Annotated in this window: 23 protein-coding genes and 1 pseudogene; 7 read left to right on the forward strand and 17 right to left on the reverse strand. The window is 59.6% G+C overall.

Annotated features, from left to right (window positions below; genetic code table 11):
* Positions 1–487 precede the first annotated feature (487 nt).
* Complete coding sequence (locus ACWKWM_RS21760; protein ID WP_483848127.1) at positions 488–1,462, reverse strand: threo-3-hydroxy-L-aspartate ammonia-lyase; 975 nt, start codon at positions 1,460–1,462, stop codon at positions 488–490.
* 640 nt (positions 1,463–2,102) lie between these two features.
* On the opposite strand from ACWKWM_RS21760, the gene ACWKWM_RS21765 reads away from it, so the two are divergent.
* The 3 genes from ACWKWM_RS21765 (at position 2,103) to ACWKWM_RS21775 (ending at position 3,716) form a co-directional block, all read left to right on the forward strand.
* Positions 2,103–2,432, forward strand: coding sequence for a hypothetical protein (locus ACWKWM_RS21765; protein ID WP_483848128.1), 330 nt, complete (start codon positions 2,103–2,105; stop codon positions 2,430–2,432).
* Positions 2,433–2,648: 216 nt separating this feature from the next.
* Positions 2,649–2,954, forward strand: coding sequence for a DUF6482 family protein (locus ACWKWM_RS21770; protein WP_483848129.1), 306 nt, complete (start codon positions 2,649–2,651; stop codon positions 2,952–2,954).
* Positions 2,955–3,071: 117 nt separating this feature from the next.
* Positions 3,072–3,716, forward strand: a complete 645-nt coding sequence (locus ACWKWM_RS21775) for an HAD family hydrolase (RefSeq protein WP_483848130.1) — start codon at positions 3,072–3,074, stop codon at positions 3,714–3,716.
* A gap of 79 nt (positions 3,717–3,795) precedes the next feature.
* Here ACWKWM_RS21775 and ACWKWM_RS21780 read toward each other — a convergent pair whose 3' ends face one another.
* Complete coding sequence (locus ACWKWM_RS21780) at positions 3,796–3,987, reverse strand: DUF6021 family protein (protein WP_483848131.1); 192 nt, start codon at positions 3,985–3,987, stop codon at positions 3,796–3,798.
* A gap of 202 nt (positions 3,988–4,189) precedes the next feature.
* On the opposite strand from ACWKWM_RS21780, the gene ACWKWM_RS21785 reads away from it, so the two are divergent.
* On the forward strand, positions 4,190–4,435 hold the full coding sequence (locus ACWKWM_RS21785) for a hypothetical protein (protein ID WP_483848132.1): 246 nt from the start codon (positions 4,190–4,192) through the stop codon (positions 4,433–4,435).
* A 7-nt stretch (positions 4,436–4,442) separates the two neighbouring features.
* On the opposite strand, the gene xylB is transcribed toward ACWKWM_RS21785, so the two are convergent.
* The 10 genes from xylB to ACWKWM_RS21835 all read right to left on the reverse strand — a co-directional run bounded on the left by xylB (position 4,443) and on the right by ACWKWM_RS21835 (position 12,702).
* Positions 4,443–5,927: a xylulokinase gene (xylB, locus tag ACWKWM_RS21790; protein WP_483848133.1), complete on the reverse strand. Its 1,485-nt coding sequence runs from the start codon at positions 5,925–5,927 to the stop codon at positions 4,443–4,445.
* A gap of 30 nt (positions 5,928–5,957) precedes the next feature.
* A complete protein-coding gene (locus ACWKWM_RS21795; RefSeq protein WP_483848134.1) occupies positions 5,958–6,956 on the reverse strand; it encodes a LacI family DNA-binding transcriptional regulator in 999 nt (332 codons plus the stop codon).
* Positions 6,957–7,101: 145 nt separating this feature from the next.
* Positions 7,102–8,043 carry an ABC transporter substrate-binding protein gene (locus ACWKWM_RS21800; protein ID WP_483848135.1) on the reverse strand — a complete coding sequence of 314 codons (942 nt, stop codon included), beginning with the start codon at positions 8,041–8,043 and terminating at the stop codon, positions 7,102–7,104.
* 56 nt (positions 8,044–8,099) lie between these two features.
* Positions 8,100–9,092, reverse strand: coding sequence for an ABC transporter permease subunit (locus ACWKWM_RS21805; protein WP_483848136.1), 993 nt, complete (start codon positions 9,090–9,092; stop codon positions 8,100–8,102).
* A 141-nt stretch (positions 9,093–9,233) separates the two neighbouring features.
* A complete protein-coding gene (locus ACWKWM_RS21810; RefSeq protein WP_483848207.1) occupies positions 9,234–10,724 on the reverse strand; it encodes a sugar ABC transporter ATP-binding protein in 1,491 nt (496 codons plus the stop codon).
* 380 nt (positions 10,725–11,104) lie between these two features.
* Positions 11,105–11,311 carry a DUF2934 domain-containing protein gene (locus ACWKWM_RS21815; protein WP_483848137.1) on the reverse strand — a complete coding sequence of 69 codons (207 nt, stop codon included), beginning with the start codon at positions 11,309–11,311 and terminating at the stop codon, positions 11,105–11,107.
* Between the two features lie 180 nt (positions 11,312–11,491).
* Positions 11,492–11,614, reverse strand: a complete 123-nt coding sequence (locus tag ACWKWM_RS21820) for a hypothetical protein (RefSeq protein WP_483838536.1) — start codon at positions 11,612–11,614, stop codon at positions 11,492–11,494.
* A 38-nt stretch (positions 11,615–11,652) separates the two neighbouring features.
* On the reverse strand, positions 11,653–11,982 hold the full coding sequence (locus ACWKWM_RS21825) for a glycine zipper domain-containing protein (RefSeq protein WP_483848138.1): 330 nt from the start codon (positions 11,980–11,982) through the stop codon (positions 11,653–11,655).
* Positions 11,983–12,082: 100 nt separating this feature from the next.
* Positions 12,083–12,331 carry a hypothetical protein gene (locus tag ACWKWM_RS21830; protein WP_483848139.1) on the reverse strand — a complete coding sequence of 83 codons (249 nt, stop codon included), beginning with the start codon at positions 12,329–12,331 and terminating at the stop codon, positions 12,083–12,085.
* A 140-nt stretch (positions 12,332–12,471) separates the two neighbouring features.
* Positions 12,472–12,702, reverse strand: a complete 231-nt coding sequence (locus ACWKWM_RS21835; protein ID WP_483848140.1) for a hypothetical protein — start codon at positions 12,700–12,702, stop codon at positions 12,472–12,474.
* A gap of 167 nt (positions 12,703–12,869) precedes the next feature.
* On the opposite strand from ACWKWM_RS21835, the pseudogene ACWKWM_RS21840 reads away from it, so the two are divergent.
* A pseudogene (locus ACWKWM_RS21840) lies at positions 12,870–13,109 on the forward strand (hypothetical protein); the annotation flags it as partial.
* A gap of 221 nt (positions 13,110–13,330) precedes the next feature.
* Here ACWKWM_RS21840 and ACWKWM_RS21845 read toward each other — a convergent pair.
* Positions 13,331–14,308, reverse strand: coding sequence for a saccharopine dehydrogenase family protein (locus ACWKWM_RS21845; protein WP_483848141.1), 978 nt, complete (start codon positions 14,306–14,308; stop codon positions 13,331–13,333).
* Between the two features lie 199 nt (positions 14,309–14,507).
* Entirely contained in the window at positions 14,508–15,005 is a 498-nt protein-coding gene (locus ACWKWM_RS21850) for a DUF1543 domain-containing protein (protein WP_483848142.1), read from the reverse strand.
* Between the two features lie 424 nt (positions 15,006–15,429).
* Between ACWKWM_RS21850 and ACWKWM_RS21855 the strand changes: the two genes are divergently transcribed.
* Both ACWKWM_RS21855 and ACWKWM_RS21860 read left to right on the forward strand, forming a co-directional pair.
* Entirely contained in the window at positions 15,430–17,160 is a 1,731-nt protein-coding gene (locus ACWKWM_RS21855) for a cytochrome c biogenesis protein DipZ (protein ID WP_483848208.1), read from the forward strand.
* 257 nt (positions 17,161–17,417) lie between these two features.
* Complete coding sequence (locus ACWKWM_RS21860) at positions 17,418–17,639, forward strand: hypothetical protein (RefSeq protein WP_483848143.1); 222 nt, start codon at positions 17,418–17,420, stop codon at positions 17,637–17,639.
* Between the two features lie 48 nt (positions 17,640–17,687).
* Here ACWKWM_RS21860 and ACWKWM_RS21865 read toward each other — a convergent pair whose 3' ends face one another.
* From ACWKWM_RS21865 to ACWKWM_RS21875, 3 genes are all read right to left on the reverse strand, one after another.
* Positions 17,688–18,482, reverse strand: coding sequence for an acyl-CoA thioesterase (locus ACWKWM_RS21865; protein ID WP_483848144.1), 795 nt, complete (start codon positions 18,480–18,482; stop codon positions 17,688–17,690).
* 112 nt (positions 18,483–18,594) lie between these two features.
* On the reverse strand, positions 18,595–19,374 hold the full coding sequence (locus ACWKWM_RS21870) for a CHAD domain-containing protein (RefSeq protein ID WP_483848145.1): 780 nt from the start codon (positions 19,372–19,374) through the stop codon (positions 18,595–18,597).
* 42 nt (positions 19,375–19,416) lie between these two features.
* Positions 19,417–21,417 (reverse strand): transglutaminase TgpA family protein, encoded by a 2,001-nt coding sequence (locus tag ACWKWM_RS21875; RefSeq protein ID WP_483848146.1) that lies wholly within the window; start codon positions 21,415–21,417, stop codon positions 19,417–19,419.
* Between the last annotated feature and the right edge of the window lie 4 nt (positions 21,418–21,421).

Here is a 21,421-nt window from a genome sequence, read left to right on the forward strand (position 1 = left end):
ACGACTCAAATCCAGTGTGGGAGCGAACCTGTTCGCGAAGGCGGTGTGTCAGGCGATAGGTATTCAGTGGATGTACCAGCCTTTTCGCGGACAGGTCCGCTCCCACGAGGGTTGTGTCAGACCGAAAATCAGCCACGGTTCAGGCTGTAGGAGCCAACTTGTTGGCGAGAAGGACTACTCGCTATGCCAGGCAGGACGCCTCGCGAACAAGTTCGCTCCTACAGCATTTGCGTTGGATCGAAGAATCAGCCACGACTCAAATCCAGTGTGGGAGCGAACCTGTTCGCGAAGGCGGTGTGTCAGGCGATAGGTATTCAGTGGATGTACCGGCCTCTTCGCGGACAGGTCCGCTCCCACGAGGGTTGCGTCAAACCGAAAAATCAGGCGCGGTTCAGGCTGTAGGAGCCAACTTGTTGGCGAGAAGGACTACGCGCCGTGCCAGGCAGGACGCCTCGCAAACAAGTTCGCTCTTACAGATGAAGTGCGGTCAGACAGGGCCCGCCAACATCGCCGCATAGCGCGGCAAGTCAATGTTGCCGCCGCTGATGATCACCCCCACGCGCTGCCCTTTGAGTTGCTCCTTCATTGCCTGCGCCGCCGCAAAACCCAGGCAGCCAGTCGGCTCGACCACCATCTTCATGCGTTCGGCGAAAAAGCGCATGGCATCGATCAATTGGCTGTCGCTCGCGGTGAGGATGTCGTTGACGTCGCGACGAATGATCGCAAAAGTGATGTCCCCAAGCCGCTGCGTTTGTGCGCCATCTGCGATGGTCTTCGGGGTGTCGATGGTGACCAGATTGCCGCTGCGAAACGATTGCTGTCCATCGTTGCCTGCCAGCGGCTCGACGCCATACAGGGTGCAATCAGGCGCCAGCGCGCGGGTAGCCAATGCCGAGCCGCTCAACAAACCGCCACCGCCCAGACAGACGAACAGCGAGTCCAGTTGCCCAACCTCTTCAAACAACTCTTTGGCAGCCGTGCCCTGCCCGGCAATGATGTCAGCGTGATCAAAGGGGGGAATCAGCGTGTAGCCATGGCTTTGCGCCAAATCGCGACCTATGGCTTCGCGGTCTTCTTTGTAACGGTCGTACAACACCACCGTGGCGCCGTACTCGCGGGTAGCGGCGATCTTCGCGGCAGGCGCGTCGTGAGGCATGACGATGGTCGCAGGGATACCGAGTAACTGTGCCGACAGCGCGATGCCCTGCGCGTGGTTGCCAGACGAAAACGCGACCACCCCCTGTTTACGCTGATTGGCATCGAATCGAGACAATGCATTGAACGCACCGCGAAACTTGAACGCACCCATGCGCTGAAAGTTCTCGCATTTGAAAAACACGTCAGCGCCAAAGGCCTGGTTTACGGTGCGCGAGGTCAGCACCGGGGTGTTGTGCGCGTAAGCTTCGATGCGTGCGGCGGCAGCGACAACATCGTCATACGTCGGGAGCAAAAGGGTTTCCATGGTCACCTTCAGGAACGTGCGGATTGAAGATCAATGCGCTTGGGATCAAATCACAGGTGCGAGTGACTAGACAAATCGAAATCCTGAGCGCTCGCCACAAGCGCCGTGCAGCCTGCAGCCGGCGTGACTTTTCAGTCACGAATCGACCTTTGCGTGCCGCATTCACGGATTATGTAGTGCCTAAAAATAATCACTACATAACTGTTGACGAAGGGCTTTTTCACTTGCATAGTTCAACCGTCTCCCCGATCGGGAGAGCTGGCAAAACAGGCTGAGCAGGTTCGGCAAGCCGTCGAACCGTTACCTGATGTGTGCTGCCCACAAGGCAGATTGATGAAGCTGAACCGGCATGATCGTCCAACCAAGGATCGAGAAGCGCTGGCGAAACGTCCTCATGACACTTGTGGTCGACCCCATAAAGGCGCCAGTGTCCTCATGACGTCCGCTACTTCTTCCCCCTTCGTTTCGAACCTGCCCGTAGTCATCTTTCATCAGCACTACATGATCTGGCTCAGACCCGGCTCTGTGTATCGACGGACCTTGTGTGTCGGCAACTGGCAGCACCGAATCGACAGACCGATTCGCCAAAACGTATGAACCAACCAGTCGGATAAACACGCGGTCTAAGGGGTACTAAAAAATGAACCTGAACAATCAACCCACCATTGATCAACTGGCTCAGCTGTTCGCAACACGTAAAGACTCCCTGGACAGCCACATCCTGTGGGTCTGTGAAAAAGGCGACGTTCACATGGACGGCCTGGGTGTCTGCTCTCAAGAGCAAGAGTTCGACGAAGAACGTCCGCACATGCGTGCGCGTTTGAGGATGTACCGCAAAGGCCAAGGCTACGTCGGCAAGAAAGCGGCTGCCGACAAAGACTTCCTGGGCCGCGTATTGCAAACCCTGAGCAGTGAATGGGGCTCTGCGCAACGCGAGCCTGGCGTTCGGGTCATCGACAAACTTTGCTAAGCAGCACGCCGCGCCGCCGATAATCCGGGCAGATTCAGGGTTATCGGCGGCATGACGGTCATCACCTCCCCGAAAACCGTGACGGACCCATACTGACCGTCCGGCGATGCCGTTGAACTTGGCGCCCTTGAATGCTTCGAAACTTACGCCTGCGAGAAAAACCTTCGCACGCCTTTCCGAACATTCAGCGTCCTGCGGGACGATCAAGGTGCTCTCATGGATTTGAACAAGCTTGCGCAACACATCAAGGCCGGTGAAGTCGAGGACTTGAATCTGATGTCCATCGAGGGCGGTTCATATGTCCTCCATGCCCAAATGAATGGCAAGTCCCACCCCATCAGCAGCCCCAATGGCGAGGTGCTGCATGTCGCCTCTGTCAACGAAGCACGTAAATGCCTGTCAGCTGTGCCGGAGGTGCCGCTGTTCATCGTTCACCCGGTGGTGTACGACGAGATGGTCGGTCAGTCCAACGATGAGCGCCTGAGTTCGCGCGAGCCAATCCCCTTCCGCTCCACGCTTTGATCAACACATCTTTCAGCCGGTCGCTCTCACCCTCTATTATCCTGGGCTACGCGTCGCCTGCAATCATTCGGGCCGCACCTAGCAACGCACCATCGATTTGAGAGAGGCAAGACCGGCATGCTGGAAGACACTTCTTTTGCTGCGTTCCTGTTTGACATGGACGGCACGCTCATCAATTCCATCGAAGCCACCGAGCGGGTCTGGACGCAATGGGCGCTACGCCATGGGCTTAATGTTGAAGCGTTTTTGCCGACCATCCATGGCGTGCGCTGTATCGAAACCGTGCGCCGGCAAAACCTGCCGGGCGTGGACCCTGAGCAAGAAGCCGCTGCGCTGACTCAGGCAGAAATGGACGATACCAATGGCGTGACTGCGATCGAGGGTATTGCTGCGTTGCTGGCCTCATTGCCCGCCAATCGCTGGGCAGTCGTGACCTCGGCGCCCCGTGCTTTGGCAGAGCGCCGTATTCAAGCGGCTGGGTTGCCATTACCGAGGTTGATGATCACTTCAGAAGACGTCAGCCGCGGCAAACCTGCGCCGGATTGCTTCGTGTTGGCGGCGCAGAAACTGGGCGTCGATGCGCAGGATTGTCTGGTGTTCGAGGATGCGCCAGCCGGGATTCGATCGGCTGAATCTGCAGGCGCCAGCGTTGTAGTGATCAGCGCGACGCACACTCATATTATGGATACGCCTCACCCGGTAATTGCTCACTACAACGACATCCGTGTTGTCGTGGACGGCGAACGGTTGCGGCTTCTATAGGAGCCAACTTGTTGGCGAAATGTGTGGTCGCGACAAAAAAAGCCTCGCGAACAAGTTTGCTCCTACAGGGGGAACGGCGTTATTCCTTGGTGTCATACGGCGGATACTGCTTATCCTTGACCCGCTTTTCCTGCTCAATGTTCTCGCCACTTTCCGGCGCTTTCGCCGGGCCGACCGGATCGACCTGCGGATCAGCGACATCCGGCGAGTCCGGATCGAAGCCCAGATCCTGCTTGGCCTTTTCAGTGTGTTGCGAATCAGCTGTGCTCATCTTGTTTCTCCTTCGCTGGATAGCTTGTACACATCTGAAGCACTGTTTGCCGATTAGTGCATCCCGACTGATGAGCGGGGCCACCACGCGCTCAGCTGAGCTAAACCTTTGGCCGACGCTGTCGATAAGCCGTCTGTAGATTCCGGATTTGCCGGACCAGACTTGATGAACGACGGGCACGCTCATGGACACTATTTTTCTGTTGGTTGAACACGGTCGCGAACAAGGTGAGGTTTATGTCCTCGGCTGGTTCGACAATGAAAAAACGGCCAAAGACACCGCCGAAGCAATGGAATGGAAAACCTATCGCGAAGAGATCAAGCGCCAGCATCAGTGGTCAAGCCAGGAGCCGCTTTCCCCGGCGCAGACATCGCACCGGCGTTTCTGGGTGAAAAACATTGCGAAATTCGGCCATGCGCTCACACAAAAATCCGCCGCCGTACACTGAGTCTCAGTCAGGCGTGCAGCTCTTTAGCCGCACTCAACAGCCCGCGAAACTTCAGGTAGCGGGCCTGTAATGCAGCTTGAGTTTGCACCTCGGGCAGATACCGCGCCTTGACCGGCATGCCAAGTTGCAACAGCCCTTCGCCCTGCCCCGTCGCCAGAAATCCCAGTTTTGCCGCGCCAATGCACGCGCTCAGTTCGCTGCCGTGCAAGGTGTAGATTTCACGATCCAGAATATTGGCCAACAACTGCGCCCAATAATGGCTGCGCGCGCCACCGCCTACCAACGCACAAGCATTGACCTGAGCACCCGCCGACTGCACCGCGCTCACTGCATCCAGCAAGCCGAAACCGACACCCTCAAGCACCGCGTAACCGAGCATCGCGGGCGTGCTGTCATGCCCCATATTCATGAATCCGCCGCGCAGCAACGGGTCGTTATGTGGCGTGCGTTCGCCCGCCAGATAAGGCAGAAACAGCGGACTGGAAAGCGCCACCGATTGCCCCAACGGCAGCTCGCTAGCAATCTTGTCCAGCAAGGTCTGCTCGTCAGACTGGCCCAGCAAACGCGTGACCCAACGCAAACAGCTTGCCCCCGCCAGCATCGCGCCCATGGTGTACCAACGCTGGGGCAGCGCATGGCAGAAACTGTGCACAGCGCTGCCAGGATCGCCCGACGGCTTTTCCGTGACGGCGACGATGGCAGCGCTGGTCCCCAGAGTGATGAACGCGTCACCGGCATTGATCGCGCCGATGCCCACCGCCGACACCGGATTGTCCCCGCCGCCGCACGCGACCGGCAGATCCAGCGGTAAACCCAACTGATGCGCTGCTTGTGCGTGCAACCGTCCGGACATCTCGCAGGACTCCAACAGCTCAGGCATTTGCGCCAAAGCAAGTCCCGTAGCACGGAGCATCGGCTCGTGCCAGGCGCGACGCTCGATGTCCAGCCACAAGGTGCCCGCCGCGTCCGACATATCGCTTGCGCGCACGCCGGTCAGGCGCAGGCGCAGATAATCCTTGGGCGACAGTACGCAGGCGATCTGCGCGAAAACCTCGGGTTCATGCTGTTGCATCCACAACAACTTCGGCGCCGTCAGTCCCGCCATGGCCAGGCTGCCCGTAGCATCGGCATAGGTTGGGTAATCATGATTGAGCTGCTCGGCTTCAGGCATCGCGCGGGAGTCATCCCACAGGATCGCCGGATACAGAATCCGATCGTCGTCGCCGAGCAATACCGCGCCGTGCATCTGCCCGGACAAACCGATGCAGGCCACATCTGCCCACGCCTGGGGATGGCTTGAGCGCAGTTGCTCCAACGCCAGAAGACACGCTGCCCACCAGTCTTCCGGGTCCTGCTGCGACCAGCCCGGATGAGGCCGCGATACGCTCAAATGCGCACCCGCCGATCCCAGCGCCATGCCGGTTTCATCGAGCAGGATAGCCTTGAGTTCGGAAGTACCCAGATCAATACCGAGGGAGACGCAGCGCTGCATAAAATTCTCACTTGCCGTTGACGGGAGCGCTCAGGGGCATCCACATGAATTTCGGATACGCAGGCTCGGCGCCAGGCGCACGGTCTGGCGTGGTCCTTCGGGGTTATCGATGCAGTTGAGCAGCAACGTCACCGCCTGCACGCCCAACTCCTGGACCGGCTGGGCAATGACGCTCAGGCGCGGGAGGAAAAAATCCGCCCAGTCAAAATCGTCGAAACCCACCAGCGCCATCTGTTCGGGTACGCAAAGGCTGGCTTCGCGCAGGGCATGCATGGCACCGATGGTCATCAGGTTGTTGCCCGCCATGATTGCCGTGGGCGGGTGTTTTAAATCGAGCAATCGGTGGGTGGCGATGCGCGCGGATTCGCTGCGCGATTCACCGTTGACCAAGAGTGCGTCATCCCATGGCAACCGAGCATCTGCCAGCGCCGCGCGATAACCGTCGATGCGTTCTTCGGTGGTACTCAAACCCGCCGCGCCCGCAACCATGCCGATACGCTGATGACCATGGCCGATCAGGTGCGCGATCAGTGCGCGGGTCGATTCGCGGTTTTCCACGCCCACTTGGGAGAAACCCTGGGCGGCCAGGCGATCCACCAACACCGTTGGGATAGCGTTGTTCTGCAAATAGCTCAGCGCCAGTTGTCCGGGGTCCATCGCAGGCGCAAGAAGAATGCCGTCGACGCGCCGATGATGCAGCGCCTTGACCACCCGCAGTTCCTGCTCGGGGTCGTCGTGGGTGTCGACAAACAACATCATGATCCCGTGCCTGGCGCACTCGGTTTCGATCGCGTGCACGGTCTCGCTGAAGTAGTGGTTGGACAACGCGGATATCGCTACACCGATCGTGTTAGTGCGCGAGCGCGCCAGCGAACGGGCCAAGGTGTTGGGGACGTAGCCCAGCGCCTGAACCGCCTGCTCGACCGCCGCCACCGTTTGCGCACCGACCTTGCGCGTGCCGTTCAATACGTGGGACACGGTCGAGGTCGAGACCTTCGCCAACCGCGCCACGTCTTCCATTTTCACCACTGAAGGACTCCAGACTGACGAGTGCGAACGACATATGAACCCTCTGTAGGAGCGCATTTATCCGCGAGACGTCAGTACATCCGAAGCAATACATCGACCGGACTTCTCTCGCGAATAAATTCGCTCCTACAGAACAGCGCGATGCTCAGCGCTTGGTTTCCCAGCCCTTGTAGTCACCGATGTTGTCGCGGGTGATCAGTTTGGGAGTCAGCAGCGTCACGGCTTCTGCAGGCTTCTTGTCGTTGAGAATGTCATTGCCCACCACCACCGCTTGCTGCGCCATGGCCCACGGGTCCTGACTGGCGGATGCCTGGATTGATGACTCGGTTTTCAGCGCATTTTCGATATCCGGCGCGCCGTCAACCGAGGTAATGATGATGCCGCTGCGTTTCAATTGCCGAGCCGCCAGGTCGCTGCCGATGGCTTGCGGGTCGTTGATCGCGAACAGACCGTCGATTTTCGGGAAGCGCGTGAGGTAGCCCTGCATCGCATTCAAACCGCCTTCGCGCGAACCTTTGGCGTCCTGATCGTCGGACAGCACCTTGATGTCCGGCGCCGCTGCCAATGCCGATTTGCAGCCGGTCACACGGTCAGTCACCGAGGTCACCTGCGGGCCGTTCTCGATGATCACGTTACCCTTGCCCGAGAGCTTGTCGATGATGAACTGACAAGCCAGCTTGCCGGCTTCGACGTTGTCGGTCTGCACCGTGGCGTCCACACCCTTGGCGTTGACGTCCACCGCCACTACCACGATGCCGGCCTTGCGCGCCTTCTTGATCGCCGACTCGATAGCCGATGGGTCGACCGCGTTGAGCAGGATCAAATCCACGCCCGCTGAAATGAAGTTGTCGATCTGGGTGAATTGCTTGCTCAGGTCGTAATCAGCGGAGACCGAGGTGATCTTGGCGTTGGGATTGAGCTCCAGCACCTTGGCTTTGGCGCCTTCGGTGAGGGTCACGAAATACGGATTGCCCAGCGAGCCCATGGTCATGCCCACAGATTTCAGTTCGCGGGCCTGAACACCCTGGGACAGCAGCGCTGCCAGGCATAAGGTGACGACAGCGGGGAATTTACGTTTGAAGTTCATAGTTGCTCTCTTGTGATTATTGTTGAGGCCTTTGTTGAATAACGGTACCGCGTGACTCAGGTTCTCGCGCCAGACTGACGATAGCGATCCAGCGCCACCGCACCAATGATCACGATGCCCTTGATAATGTATTGCCAGATATCAGACACCCCCATCAGCACCAGGCCGTTGGTCAGCACGGCGATGATCAGTGCGCCGATCAGCGTGCCGCCAATGGTGCCGACGCCGCCGGTAAAGCTGGTGCCGCCGAGGATCACCGCGGCGATGGCATCCAGCTCATAGGACTGGCCCAATTGCAGGCCATTGGCGGCGAATAACCGGGACGCACTCATCACCGCGCCGAGCCCGGCCAGCGCGCCCGACAAGGCGTAGACGAACAGCAGGACTTTCCACACTTTGATCCCGGAAAGCCGCGCCGCCTCCGGGTTGCCGCCTACCGAGTAGATCTGCACGCCCATCACCGTGCGTCGCAGGATGAACCACGACATGGCGATCACCGCGACAGCGATGATCACCAGCCACGGCACCCCGAGCACTGAATCATTGCCGATAAAGGCGAACGGCAAATCTGGATTGAACACGGTTTTATCGTCCGCCAGCAAACGTGCCAGGCCGCGCATCGCGGTCAATGCGCCTAGGGTGACGATGAACGGCGGCAGGCGCATGAACGCAATCAAGCCGCCATTGACCAGCCCCAGCAGCAGGCCGAAACCGATGCCGGCGAAGATCCCGAGCATGCCGTACTGCGGCGACATCGAAGCCTGCAATGCCACTACGGCAGAGGCAGCGAGAATGGCCCCCACAGAGAGGTCGATGCCTGCGGTCAAAATCACGAACGTCATCCCCGCCGCCAGCACCACGTTGACCGAAGCCTGCTGGGTGATGATCGACAGGTTTTGCCAGGTCATGAAGCTTTCGCTCATCAGCGCAAAACCTACTAGCAACAGCACCAATACCGGCAGCATGCCAACGGTGCGCATCAGTTCACGCGCCCGTTCGCGCTTGTTGATCGTCGCGACAGTGGCGGCTTTGTCTACGGTCAGACTCATGGCCTGGCGTCCTCTTTATTGTTATTGAAAAACGATGCATTTCTGTAGGAGCGAACTTGTTCGCGAGGCGCCCTTATGCGTTCTGTAGAAAGAATGCCTCGCGAACAAGTTCGCTCCTACAGGGGGCCTTGAACACCTCACTTAGCTGCCACCCGTCGCCAGATCAATGATCCGCTCCTGGGATATCTCGCTGCCCGACGCGCCGCCGACTTCGGCCACCAACTGCCCTTCGCGCATGATTAGCACGCGGTCGCAGGTGCCGATGATTTCCGGCAGTTCGCTGGAAATAACGACGATGCCAACACCCGCTTTGGCCAGTTCGTTGATGATGCGGTAGATCTCGGACTTGGAGCCGATGTCCACACCACGGGTGGGCTCATCGAGAATCAAAACGTGTGGCTTGACCTCCAGCAGCCTCGCCAGCAAAACCTTCTGCTGGTTGCCGCCGGACAGCGACCCGACACTGACCTTGCCCGACGCGACTCGAATGGACAGCGAGCGGATCGCCTCAAGCGCACGTTTTGCCCCGCGCGGCCGATCCAGCACCCCGCCCGCATGGGCATCCGGCACGCAGGCACAGACGTTGATGTTGTCGCGCACACTCATGTCGAGAAAAAGTCCTTGGGCCTTGCGGTCTTCGGTGAGGTAAACGACGCCGGCCCGGATTGCATCAGTGGGGTTGCTCAACTGCGTGATGGGCTTTCCGGAGATCTCCAGCGTGCCCGAAGTGCGCGGGTCTGCCGCGAAAATAAGTCGCGCAAGCTCGGTACGACCGGCGCCGACCAATCCGGCGATGCCCAGCACCTCCCCCGCATGCAGGTCAAAACTGCAATTGCGCACCCGCTTGCCGTCGGCCATGTCCCGCACCCGCATCACCACCGCGCCCGGGTCGTAGGCCGCGTGCTCTTTTTTGTAGAACCCGGACAGATCGCGGCCCACCATCATCTTCACCAGCACTTCGGCGGACAGTCCGTCACGCTGCAACTGGCCGACGTATTCGCCGTCGCGCAACACCGAAACTCGGTCAGACAGCTCGTAGATTTCTGCCATGCGATGGCTGATGTAGATGATCGCCAGACCCTGGTCGCGCAGCTGTTTGATCAAGGCAAACAGGCGGTCGGTTTCCCGTGACGAAAGCGGTGTGGTCGGCTCGTCCATCACCAGAATTTTCGCGTCGGCGTGCAGCGCCCGGGCAATCTCGACCAACTGACGTTCGGCGATCGACAGCACGCTGACGGTGGTCGTGGCTTTGAATTCAGCGCCCAGGCGAGTTAGCACCTCGACGCAGCCGGCTTCCATGGCCTTGCGGTCGATGGTCCAACCGCGTCGCAGTTCGCGGCCCAGGTAGATGTTTTCCGCCACGCTGAGGTTCGGACACAGGCTCAGCTCCTGATAGATGACCGCAATGCCGTGGGCTTTTGCAGTCAGCGGATCGAAGGCCGCCAAGGTCTGGTCGTTGACGCGAATTTCACCGCCGGGATCGGCCTGATAGGCACCCGAGAGAATCTTCATCAACGTGGATTTGCCCGCCCCGTTTTCCCCCATCAGCGCGTGGACTTCACCGGCGTAGACTTTCAGGCTGACGTCTTTGAGCACGCGCAGGCCATTGAAGGTCTTGGAGATACCACGCATTTCGAGAACAGGGATTGGATTGGCGTCAGGGAAGGATGCGAGGACAGCAGAGGGCGCGCTCATGAGAAAGCGCTCAAAAAAGAAGTGTGGGCGACGCCGCTGGGAGAGCGAACGTGCACAGACCGAAAAGGCTGGCTGTTCATTTCAATCCTCGAGGTTTCTTGTTCTTATTTTTCTGTCAGCTACAGCAGCCTTGTCTCCCCCACATCTGGGTGAGGACGCAAGACGCTTTGAAGCGACTGGAAACACTCTAGAACAGCTGAATCGTTTCACGCAAGCGCTTGCTTTCTATTTCTTACCCAACCGATTAACGGCCCCACAGGTGACTGGCTGACTTATATCGCCAATGCGCGGGGCTAATAAACGATCAAGACTGGCCGTTATTCAGCGTCAGGATCGTTGTCGGGCTCTGGGAACAACGCGTCCAGACGATGGCGCTTGTTGCCGTTGCGCACAGGGGCCATCGCGGCAGATTCGGCAAGCTTGGTCGCCATTTCCCAGTGACGTTCCTGTTGCCCTTCCGGTTTGCCTTCGGTTTCCCAGATCGCCTCTGCCAGTTGGCGAATAGTGTCTTGATCGATGTTCATCCCCACTCCCCCATCAGGCCAATGCGTTAAAACAGGCGGCAGCACTCGACTTCTGCGGCCGCCATTGATAGCGACCCGTTGCCGGGATATTGCGGGCTGTTCCGCCCGCTGTGAAAAATCCAGCAGCGCAGTGCCTTGCAATCGCAGGCGCTCGCTGCGCAGGTCTCTATTAACCATGACTCAACAGGCGCCAGGCGGAATGCCGCCTTTGTTGAAATCTTTCAGTCGCTCTTTTTCCTCCGGGGTGGAGTGAGCGGGCGTATCGTCGGCAGGTGGCTGTTTGGTTTTCTCGGGCTCAGTCATTGCGCTTGCTCCTTCGAAACAGTGGCTTAACGTACGGTTCAGCGATTGCGACGATTGAGCAACAGACTCACCAACAGCCCTGCGCCCGCGGCGACCGCAACGGCCTGCCAAGGGTTAGCCTTGACGTAATCTTTGGCCGATGAAAACGCATGACTGCTGCGATCCACGACGGTGTCGTAGGAGGTGACTGTGTCGGCGGCACGGTCCAGGAATGCACCAAGGCGCTGACGTGCCTGGCTCGTCCTGTCTTCGTTGATTGCATCGCCTGCCCGCAGCAGGGCATCGGTCTCGTTCAAGAACGTACGCAATTCCGAACGCGTCTTGTCATAGAGATCGTCAGTCAGATTTTTTGTGATATCGGTGGCCATACTCGTGTACCTGGTTGAGTTGTCGAACAAAGTTGACCCGGCGCCGCGCAGCTTCGTTCAACCGGAATGAGTACCGGCGACGACAGCTACGCCGATGCGATCATTCGCCGGTAATCACACCCGTCATCGCAGTGAATTGAGATTGACGATTCTGCAATTTATCGAGGACCTGCGGCGGCGTCGATTCGCGAAACACCACCATGTGCCCCACTTCCTTGCCGCCTTCGGTCACGCGTTCGATGTCATTGATCATCCAGGTTTTCAACTCATCGGCCGTGATGCCCAATTGGGCGGCAACCTGCAGATGAAACCGTTCCTGATCGTACTGGTTGAATGCCTCGCTGTTCATGGGGATGCCCTCTTCGTCAGTGATGTAAATAGGGCTACGAAGAAGGGCAACAGTTCAGCGATATCTGGAGGAGATGTTCAGTACCCGCCGAATGGATGGCGAGCCAGGAGCGCGAGCTGCGCCAACGAAGGGAAAATCTCTCAATGCACTGAGGAGATCATCAGCCGCCCACCCGCGAGGCCCGCTTGCTGAGCCGTTTCGAGTTTGGCGTAGCTGCGGTTGTATTCGCGCCAGACCGGCGAGATACGTTCACCGCCTTTGTGGGTCAGCACATCAATAGTCCACGGCGCGTCGGTGCTGCTGCGATAGGCATTGACGGTGATTTGAAAGGCGCCTTCTACATAGGCGCGAGAGTGATAAGTGCTTTGCATGACGTGCTCCTTACAACGCGATCCCGGGAAGCCTGGGAGGTAGGGCAGTCAAAGCGGTCACTGGTGTCAGTAACATTTAACCGGGCCATGTTTCCACGGCCACTTACATCCGACGGTGTCACTGCACATTCGTTCAGATCGATTAACCACGCACGGCTCACGCCTGAACCTTCAACCGCGTCGGCAACAGCACTGCCGACCAGGACGCCTAAGGCATTGTCGGCCTGATGGCCGGTTACCGCTTCGACGAAAACCGGGACGGCCGGGTCAACGTCAACAACCCGTTCGACACCCGCTACTGGCAAAGCTTCCCGACCGCCGACGACGCTGGCATATACGGCGACCCGCGCAACGTGATGTTCTCGCTCAAGTGGACGCTTCAATGGCCGCAAGTTGAACCCCCGTAGGAGCGCGCTTGCCCGCGACCGCATTTGTGCTGCACCAGATGCGTGACTGACCCATCGCAATCGCGAGCAAGCTCACTCCTACAGATGACCTGCGCCACCGCCGCGCCGCAAAACCCGTGGGAGCGGACCTGTCCGCGAAGAGGCCAGTACATCCGGCATATCTCCAGCGCCTCATGCATCACGTTCGCGGGCAAGCGCGCTTCTACCATCGAAGTCAATTGCTACGCATCAGTAATCCCCGTCCCCTCGATGGACTGGGCGAAACCACCGCCAAACAGCCGCGCCGCGGTTTCGAAACCAGGCCGCCGTTCACCGCTCAACACACGCCGGGCCGCCTCGACGGCAGCCAGCGGAGTGAACGAATAACCATTGACGGTTTCGATCACCGATCGCGCGATACTGCCGTCTGCGCCGGTCACCTCAGCCACCGCACGAGCGCGATGAGCGTAGCGCTGCTCAGGCGTCGGGCCATCCGGCAACAGCGACAGATCGCCCTCCGGAAAGGCTTCTCCCGAGATATGCACGAACATCGCGATGTTGGGAATCCCGGTCGAGTGCCAAGCCGTCACCAGATCACCAAATGACAGCGGTGCACACAACACCGGGCCATCGCCGAAATCGAACTCGCGTGGCTGTACATCCGGCGTTGCAATCAACTGGCCGTCGACTCGGGACAACACACCAGCCCCGACAATCTCGCTGACGCTCATGGCCGACCCTCGGGACATCGAGCCCGGCACCTGAAGCGCGATGCTCAGCGATTGCGGCGTCGATACCCGGCCCGCCACATGCACGGCCAGGCAGTCCGTAGTCGCCACGTCCCAACCCACTCCCGGCAACAACATCACCCCCGCCTCTGCCGCCTCGGCTCCAAGACGTTCGGCCAAACGATAAACATTGATCTCGGCGGTAATGTCCAGATAGTCGACGCCGGTCTTGATGCAGGCGTTCATCAACGCTTGCGCAGTCCTGACAAAGGGCCCCGCAAAGTTCATCAACACGGCGATGCCGTCCAGCGAACGTTCGGGGTGGTCATCCGCCGTAAACACGCGATAGGGCACATCCAGCGTCCTGGCCAGCGTGCGCAGACGGTCAGCATCACGGCCGCCAATTTCGAAATTCACGCCCAACGCTTTCGCCCGTGCCGCTGCCATACGCCCGGTGTAGCCGGTGGCGCCGTAGATGAGAAGTGTGCCCATGGGGAGGGACTCCGCTGTCGATAAGAAGAGTGAGCACGGTAAAGCGTGTGGGTAACGATGGCGCCGCGATTAGTGCCGGATGTGTGCCTGTTTCTGCTTTTCGGTCAAAGTCACGAACCCTTTAGAAGAACAAAAGACTCGTCGGGCAAGAGGTGCCCTTTGGGTGCTGGGGCACGGCCGCAGTCGTGTTAAGAAATCCTCACTTGGGCAGAACGATGTAGTCGTTGCGCTGAATGACGCCGCCGTGTTCGCCCTCCACCAGATGAATGTAGCGCCCGCTGACTTCATCAATCGGCAGACAATCATCCACGTCCAGCAGCGCATCGGTGTGGGATTGAGCCCATTGCCTGAGCATGTGCCGCTTACCCTTGGCCTTCGCTTCGGCCTTGGTTTTAGCCACGACCAATACATAGTGATGCGCTTCGCCGAACGCTTGCGCCTCGTAACCGCCCAGGTTGATGAAGTACAACCGCAGCGACCCTGGCAGCGGGGCCAGCGGGCTGAGTTCGACTTTCCAGCCATCGACGCCGTCCACCTGCATCCACGAATCGATGTGCACCCCTGTCGGGCTGCCAAACCAGCTTTCACGCAGCTGCGGATACGCAGCCTCCAGCGTGTCGGCGGCGACAAACGCCACGTCATGGACTTCGATTTTCGCTCTGGGATGTTTGCCTCCCAGCATCACCACAAACAGCATAAGCACACCCTTTTGACTGGCCGCCCAGGAGCGGCGGACCTTGCGACGGCCGATGGTAACTGAACAACTGCCTCGAAGATCTCCTAAGCGCTGCGCGCAGAAGCAAAATCACGGTGCACACACATTCTGTTGGAGCGAGGCTTGCCCGCGAAGGTGGCGCCTCGGTTGTAGCAGATACCCCACGTCGTTAGCTTCGCGGGCAAGCCTCGCTCCAACAAGAGGCTGGATGTTCGCGGAATGCTGATTTGAGACCGTTCCCGTAGGAGCGGACTCGTCAGCGAAGGGGGCGGTAAGGCCGATCCATCTTCTGAGCAACTATCACAAAACGTTTAACACCCCGTGAGGACTCCGGGAACAGGGGTTGTGCATGCTCTTTCTGCGACACCCCATAGCCCAACCACTGTCGACTCAGGCGTATCAAACCATGCTGTTACTCGTACTGGCTTACCTTGGCGGGATTCTGACGATTGTCAGCCCCTGCATTCTCCCGGTGCTTCCCTTCGTATTCGCCCGCACGGGGCAACCGTTTGTGCGCAGCGGTTTGCCGTTGCTTGCAGGGATGGCGATGACCTTCGCGCTGGTCGCATCGCTGGCGGCGGTGGGCGGATCATGGGTGGTTCAGCTGAACCAGTACGGGCGGTGGCTGGCGCTGATTTTTGTCGCGCTGTTCGGCCTGACGCTGTTGTTGCCCAGACTCGCCGACCGCCTGACGCGACCACTCGTGGCCGCAGGCAGTCGGCTTTCAGAAGCTGCGGGCAACGACAGCAAACCGCGACCCGGCGCCTCGTTCTTGATCGGGATCGCCACCGGTTTGCTGTGGGCGCCCTGCGCCGGTCCGATTCTGGGCCTGGTGCTGACTGGCGCGGCGCTTCAGGGCGCCACCATCGGCAGCACGTTTTTGCTGCTGGCCTACGCTGCAGGCGCCGCGACCTCGCTGTCGGTTGCGCTACTGCTGGGGGGCAAGGTGTTCGCCGCCATGAAACGCTCGATTGGCGCCGGTGAGTGGATTCGTCGAGTGCTGGGCGCCGCCATGCTGGCAGGGGTTGCCGCCATCGCGCTGGGGCTGGACACCGGCGTGCTGGCCCAAGTGTCCACTGCCTCAACGGGCGGTCTGGAGCAAAGTCTGGTCAATCGCCTGACCCCACCAAGAAACGCCGACATCAAGCCTATTGCTACCGACGGCACCCTGCCCATCGAAGGGGAATTGCCCTCGTTGGAGGGCGCCGTGCAGTGGCTCAATTCCCCGGCGCTGAGCGCCGAAGCGTTGCGCGGCAAAGTGGTGCTGATCGACTTCTGGACTTACTCCTGCATCAACTGCCTGCGCACCCTGCCCTACGTCACGGCCTGGGCGGAAAAATACAAGGATCAGGGGCTGGTAGTGATTGGCGTGCACGCGCCGGAATTCGCCTTCGAACGTGACGTGGACAACGTCAAAAATGCAATGAAGAAACTCGGCGTGACCTACCCGGTCGCCATCGACAACGATTTCAAAATCTGGCGCGCCTTCGACAATCAGTACTGGCCCGCGCACTACTTTGCCGATGCCAACGGCCACATTCGCTATCACCACTTCGGCGAAGGCGGCTATGCAGAATCCGAGCAGGTAATTCAGCAATTGCTCCGTGAAGCAGGGCATTCGGGCGTCGCCAGTGAGTTGATCAAGACCAAAGCTGAGGGGGTTGGGCAAGGCTCGGATCGCGCCAACGTGCAGTCACCCGAGACCTATCTGGGTTATGAGCGCAGCGAACACTTTGCGTCCACACCTAAGGCAGTGGCGGATACCGACACCACCTATCAGTTGCCTGCCGCCCCAGCGCTCAATCAATGGGGGCTGAGTGGACAGTGGAACATCAGTTCGGAACAGGCTTCGCTGACGGGTGCCACGGGGATGATTTCCTATCGTTTTCACGCCCGCGACCTGCATCTGGTACTGGGTCCCGGAAGCGACGGCAAACCGATTCGTTTTCGCGTGACGATCGACGGTAAAACCCCGGACGACGCTCATGGCACTGACACTGCCAAGGACGGCACCGGCACCGTGACCGAACAACGCCTATACCAACTGCTGCGCCAACCGGGCGAGATCGAAGACCACACGTTCAGCATCGAATTTCTCGACCCAGGGGTGAGTGCTTATGCGTTTACCTTTGGTTGAGTGGTTGCTGCAACAGAGCATTTGTAGGAGCTGACGAGCAACGCGAGGCTGCGAAGCAGTGTGTCAGGCAAAACGCTATCTCAGCCTCGCGCTGCTCGTCAGCTCCCACAGAATTCTCAGCGCCTGATGACCATTTCTATCACTTCGATAGCAAGCGTTGATTCGCCGAGCTTCGGTTGGCGGCCTACTCTTCAAGCATGAAAACCGTTCGTATTCGGCTTCAGCGTCAAGCTACGCCGGAATCAGGAGAAAACATCATGCCCAAGTTCATTACCGATCTGCACCTGGAAAGCTTCTTCAGCAACGCCCACGATACTGATGCTTCGTCACGCATCGTCCTGTCGTCACTGGCCTTTCCACTGTCCATCGTCTCGGGGTTGTTGCTGTTGGATGGCGCATTGAGTGCAAGCGTGACCTCGGCCGCTATCGGCGTGCTGGGCCTGGTGGCGGCGCAAGCGATCAAAACTCGAACTCGATAAACGTTCGGGTTTGTTGCATTTCAAAGCAGATTCAAACCGTGAACGCGCTCAACCAAACACCGTCACAGTCTGGCGACTGATCGCCACCAACTCCCCGCTTGGCGCCCACAACGCGGCGGCCGTGTGCCCGTAACCATCGCGCGCATGTTCGATCACAGCCCGATACTGGGTCCAGTCATGGGTGGTCATTTCAGGTAGCGGCTGCACGAACTCAATGGTCCAGGTCAGCGAACTGCCTGGGGCCGGCTTGCTCAAATGCGGCAACAGCGCCGGCGGCCAGGTGTCGACCAGTGCCAACAGATGCGCCTCGGTCAGCTTCTCCTTCTCAACACCCTTCAACCGCGCGTAGCCGCCAATCGCCGGCGACGGTGTGTTGGAAAACGGCATCCCGCCCAGCGCCCAGCGCATATCAATGAAGCGCAGGTATTCGGGCATCACCCCGGGTATGAAAGGAAACTCGGCCACCTCATCCACCGGTTTGAACACCGGGGCAGATTGCGCCGCCACCGCAATGGTCGACTCACGGGGAGCGCCAAAACTGCCCTGGATCAGCGTCATCACCTCGCCATTCTGGACAGCGCGACCCAGCACCTGACTGACCGCCTTGCCCTCGCGCAGGATTTCCACCTCAAAGCTGATCGGCACGTCTGGCGCAGGGGGCCCGACAAAGGTGATCGCCAACGAACGAATGGGCCGGTCTGCCGGAACCTTCGCGCGCATCGCTTCGAACTGCAAAGCCGCCATCAAACCACCAAAGCACGAACGGCCTTGGGACCACTCTCGCGGGATCGTCACCGATTGCGGATTGTCACGCACCGCGTTGAGCAATTGAGAAAACGTCATGGGCACTCCTGTGCCGGGCGGGAGACGGCCGGCATTGATTGGCGTCGATCTTAACCAGCGAACCCCGCCGAAGCAGGGTTCATATGCGCCATTTCAGCGGCCTGAATCCAGCTCAGGAATGCGCAGCCTTACCGAAACACGCCTCGCCCAGGCGCAGCAGCGACTTATCGGATTTGGCCTCGGCGCGCAAAATGCCCAGCTGCCAACCGGCGATGCACGGCGCCAGATCTGCTTGTTGCCCAGCCTGCGCCAGCCACTGCAGATGATCATGCCAGTCGCCCAGCGCGCCTTGCGCGGCTTTCAGGCTTTTCTGCATGCCTTTAGGCTGATGACTGAGTTCGGGATACGCCTCGCCGGCGTAGCGCACGCGTTTGATCAGCAGGCGCAAACGATGCCGGTCATGAGCGGGATCGACCATGGCCTCCTTGAGTTTTTTCCACTGCTTGTCCATCTGCTTTTCGATCCGCTTGCGCAATTGTTTGAGCAAACCGTGACGCTCTTGTGCGCGCAAAAACGCGGGTAGCTGATCGAGCACGCCGAACAGTCGATTGAGTTCAGGTGATGACGCCACTTGCGGGCAGGCGCGGTCCAGATAACGCGAACGCTTCAGCGCAGCGGCCTCAAGGCCTTGCTCGCCCAAAAACGCCGCCAGCACCTGCATGTCCCGCAGCGGCGTGGTCAGATCGCCGACACCCTTGGCGGCGTCCTCGACCTGCTCCAGCCCGGGCAAGCCGCGCAGCGGACGCAACACACTGCGCAGGCGCCGCACCGTGGTGCGCAGATCATGCAACGCTTCGCTGTCAGTGGATTCCACCAGGCGAGCATGACAGGACAGCAACTTGATATTGAGACTGAAAATCTCGGCGATCAGGTGATCGACCATGGCAGACATGAACCGCTCCTTAATTGATCGTGTGAAGACTCATGGTTGGCGCTATACCTTGTCTTTAGCGGGCGACAAGCGCCATGGCAGGCTTCGGCGCAACGCTTTCAAGCTGCGGCGCAACTGCCCCGTGGACCCGGACCCCGCACCATAACGCTGGGCTTCAAAATCCCGGGCAAACGTCTCGATCGCGTGTGCGTGCGCAGGGAAATGCAGTGCCGCCCGCTGGGAGAATGCCTGAGCGCCCTCGCCCGCTTGTCTCTTGAGACCGTGGCGGGCGAGCAAGCGTTCGAATCGATTGAAGAGGCGTAGCTGGGAATCGCTTTCGCGCAGCCAGGGCTTGAACAGCCACAGCGCCAATACCGCCAGAATGATCAGCACACCGCCAACGAACACCGGCGCATCGAACCCTGAGAACCAGCGCCCCAGCACCTGCAACTGCTGTTGCCCTTGATACCCCAGCACCCAACGCTGCCAGCCGTAATTGAGGTTGTCCCAACTCAGCCGCACCGAGTTGAGCCAGGACACGTTTCGATAACGCAGCGCTGACATCGGCGAATCGGCGAGAAACGCTTCATCCAACGCCAGCGCCTGCTCCAGGCCCTGTTCGATACGCGTTGGCGCGACGGCTGCGGTGGGATCGACGCTGCGCCAGCCGATGCCCGGCTGCCAGTACTCAACCCAGGCATGGGCGTCGAACTGGCGCACGCTGATGAAGTTGCCGTCCGGGTTCAGCTCGCCGCCCTGATACCCCGCCACCACCCGTGCCGGAATCCCTGCGGCGCGCAGCACGAAGGTCATGGCGCCTGCGTAATGTGCGCAAAAACCCTCGCGGCTGGTAAACAGGAAATCATCGATGCTGTTGGGCCCAAGCACAGGCGGTTTGAGCGTGTAGTGATAAGGCTCGTCGGTGAAGTAACTGAGCATGCCATTGACCAGCGCGTCAGCACGGGGATAACGACGTTGCAATTGCGCTGCCCACTCCCGCGCCTGTGGATTGCCTTTGGAAGGCAGTTGCAGATTCTGCAACCGCGCGCCGTCACTGAGCACGGTTTCGCGCACAGCATCGGGCCAGGATTTGGCCTCGTACAACACCGATTGATCGATAGGCCGCCGACGCTGCCAGCGGAAATCGCTCATTTGTCGGGCGCCTGCCAATTGCGGTTCGGCGACGTCCAGGGTCATCAGCCACGGCTTGCCGCTGGGTTCCATGACGATACTGTAAGCCAGCGCTTCACCCTGTTTGCGCCAGTCCGGCGCGTCCGGTACTTGCGCCCGTGAGGACTGCGACCAGCGCCTGCCGTCGAACTGTTCAAGCGTCAGGCCGCGCCAATATTGCTGATCCCGGGGCGGCACGGCGCCTTCGAAACTGGCGCGAAACACCAGCGCCGCCGATTTGGTCAGGTCGGCAATGTCCCCCGGCGCCATGCTGTCCGATAGCCCCGTCAAGGCCTTGTTGCTCGGCTGTGGCAGGGACCACAACGGCTCCAGGCGCGGGAAAAACAAAAACAGCAGCAGCATCAGCGGCACCGCTTGCAGCAACAGCTTTGCCGCCAGCTTGAAAGTGGCTGCCGGTTTGTTTCCCACACTCGATTGCTGAAGGCCGATCAATGCGGCCAGCAAGGTGCTGATCGGCAGCAGGGTGAACAGGCCCCAGAGCAAATCGTCCTCGAACAGATAACCCACCACCACGCAGAAGAAGCCCAGAAAGATCAACACCAACGCATCGCGCCGGGTCTGCATTTCCAGCATCTTCAGAATGAACGCCGCGATCAGCAGTGCAGCCCCGGCATCCAGCCCCACCAGACTGCCCCGCGCGAGAAATATCCCCCCCGCCGTGCCGACCAGCAGCCCGGACTTGATCCAGGTGCCGGGAATGCGCACGCGCATGCGGAAAATCTGGATTCGCCAGAAGGTGCACGCCAGCCACAGGACAATCAGCGCCACCGGAACGTGCAACGCAAACGGCACGATGACCAGCGCCTGGGCGAACAGCAGCCAGTTCAGGCTGGTGCGCTGGATGGGCTGGTTGAGGGTCGATTGAGCCTTCATTGGC

This window comes from Pseudomonas rosaeacicularis (genome assembly GCF_057128745.1).

Bases quoted from the DNA above. Each gene is read 5' to 3' on its own strand.
- ACWKWM_RS21760 (WP_483848127.1), bottom strand. From the start codon at position 1,462: ATGGAAACCCTTTTGCTCCCGACGTATGACGATGTTGTCGCTGCCGCC.
- ACWKWM_RS21765 (WP_483848128.1), top strand. From the start codon at position 2,103: ATGAACCTGAACAATCAACCCACCATTGATCAACTGGCTCAGCTGTTC.
- ACWKWM_RS21770 (WP_483848129.1), top strand. From the start codon at position 2,649: ATGGATTTGAACAAGCTTGCGCAACACATCAAGGCCGGTGAAGTCGAG.
- ACWKWM_RS21775 (WP_483848130.1), top strand. From the start codon at position 3,072: ATGCTGGAAGACACTTCTTTTGCTGCGTTCCTGTTTGACATGGACGGC.
- ACWKWM_RS21780 (WP_483848131.1), bottom strand. From the start codon at position 3,987: ATGAGCACAGCTGATTCGCAACACACTGAAAAGGCCAAGCAGGATCTG.
- xylB (WP_483848133.1), bottom strand. From the start codon at position 5,927: ATGCAGCGCTGCGTCTCCCTCGGTATTGATCTGGGTACTTCCGAACTC.
- ACWKWM_RS21800 (WP_483848135.1), bottom strand. From the start codon at position 8,043: ATGAACTTCAAACGTAAATTCCCCGCTGTCGTCACCTTATGCCTGGCA.
- ACWKWM_RS21805 (WP_483848136.1), bottom strand. From the start codon at position 9,092: ATGAGTCTGACCGTAGACAAAGCCGCCACTGTCGCGACGATCAACAAG.
- ACWKWM_RS21810 (WP_483848207.1), bottom strand. From the start codon at position 10,724: ATGCGTGGTATCTCCAAGACCTTCAATGGCCTGCGCGTGCTCAAAGAC.
- ACWKWM_RS21815 (WP_483848137.1), bottom strand. From the start codon at position 11,311: ATGAACATCGATCAAGACACTATTCGCCAACTGGCAGAGGCGATCTGG.
- ACWKWM_RS21820 (WP_483838536.1), bottom strand. From the start codon at position 11,614: ATGACTGAGCCCGAGAAAACCAAACAGCCACCTGCCGACGATACGCCC.
- ACWKWM_RS21825 (WP_483848138.1), bottom strand. From the start codon at position 11,982: ATGGCCACCGATATCACAAAAAATCTGACTGACGATCTCTATGACAAG.
- ACWKWM_RS21830 (WP_483848139.1), bottom strand. From the start codon at position 12,331: ATGAACAGCGAGGCATTCAACCAGTACGATCAGGAACGGTTTCATCTG.
- ACWKWM_RS21835 (WP_483848140.1), bottom strand. From the start codon at position 12,702: ATGCAAAGCACTTATCACTCTCGCGCCTATGTAGAAGGCGCCTTTCAA.
- ACWKWM_RS21845 (WP_483848141.1), bottom strand. From the start codon at position 14,308: ATGGGCACACTTCTCATCTACGGCGCCACCGGCTACACCGGGCGTATG.
- ACWKWM_RS21850 (WP_483848142.1), bottom strand. From the start codon at position 15,005: ATGCTGTTTGTGGTGATGCTGGGAGGCAAACATCCCAGAGCGAAAATC.
- ACWKWM_RS21855 (WP_483848208.1), top strand. From the start codon at position 15,430: ATGCTGTTACTCGTACTGGCTTACCTTGGCGGGATTCTGACGATTGTC.
- ACWKWM_RS21860 (WP_483848143.1), top strand. From the start codon at position 17,418: ATGCCCAAGTTCATTACCGATCTGCACCTGGAAAGCTTCTTCAGCAAC.
- ACWKWM_RS21865 (WP_483848144.1), bottom strand. From the start codon at position 18,482: ATGACGTTTTCTCAATTGCTCAACGCGGTGCGTGACAATCCGCAATCG.
- ACWKWM_RS21870 (WP_483848145.1), bottom strand. From the start codon at position 19,374: ATGTCTGCCATGGTCGATCACCTGATCGCCGAGATTTTCAGTCTCAAT.
- ACWKWM_RS21875 (WP_483848146.1), bottom strand. From the start codon at position 21,417: ATGAAGGCTCAATCGACCCTCAACCAGCCCATCCAGCGCACCAGCCTG.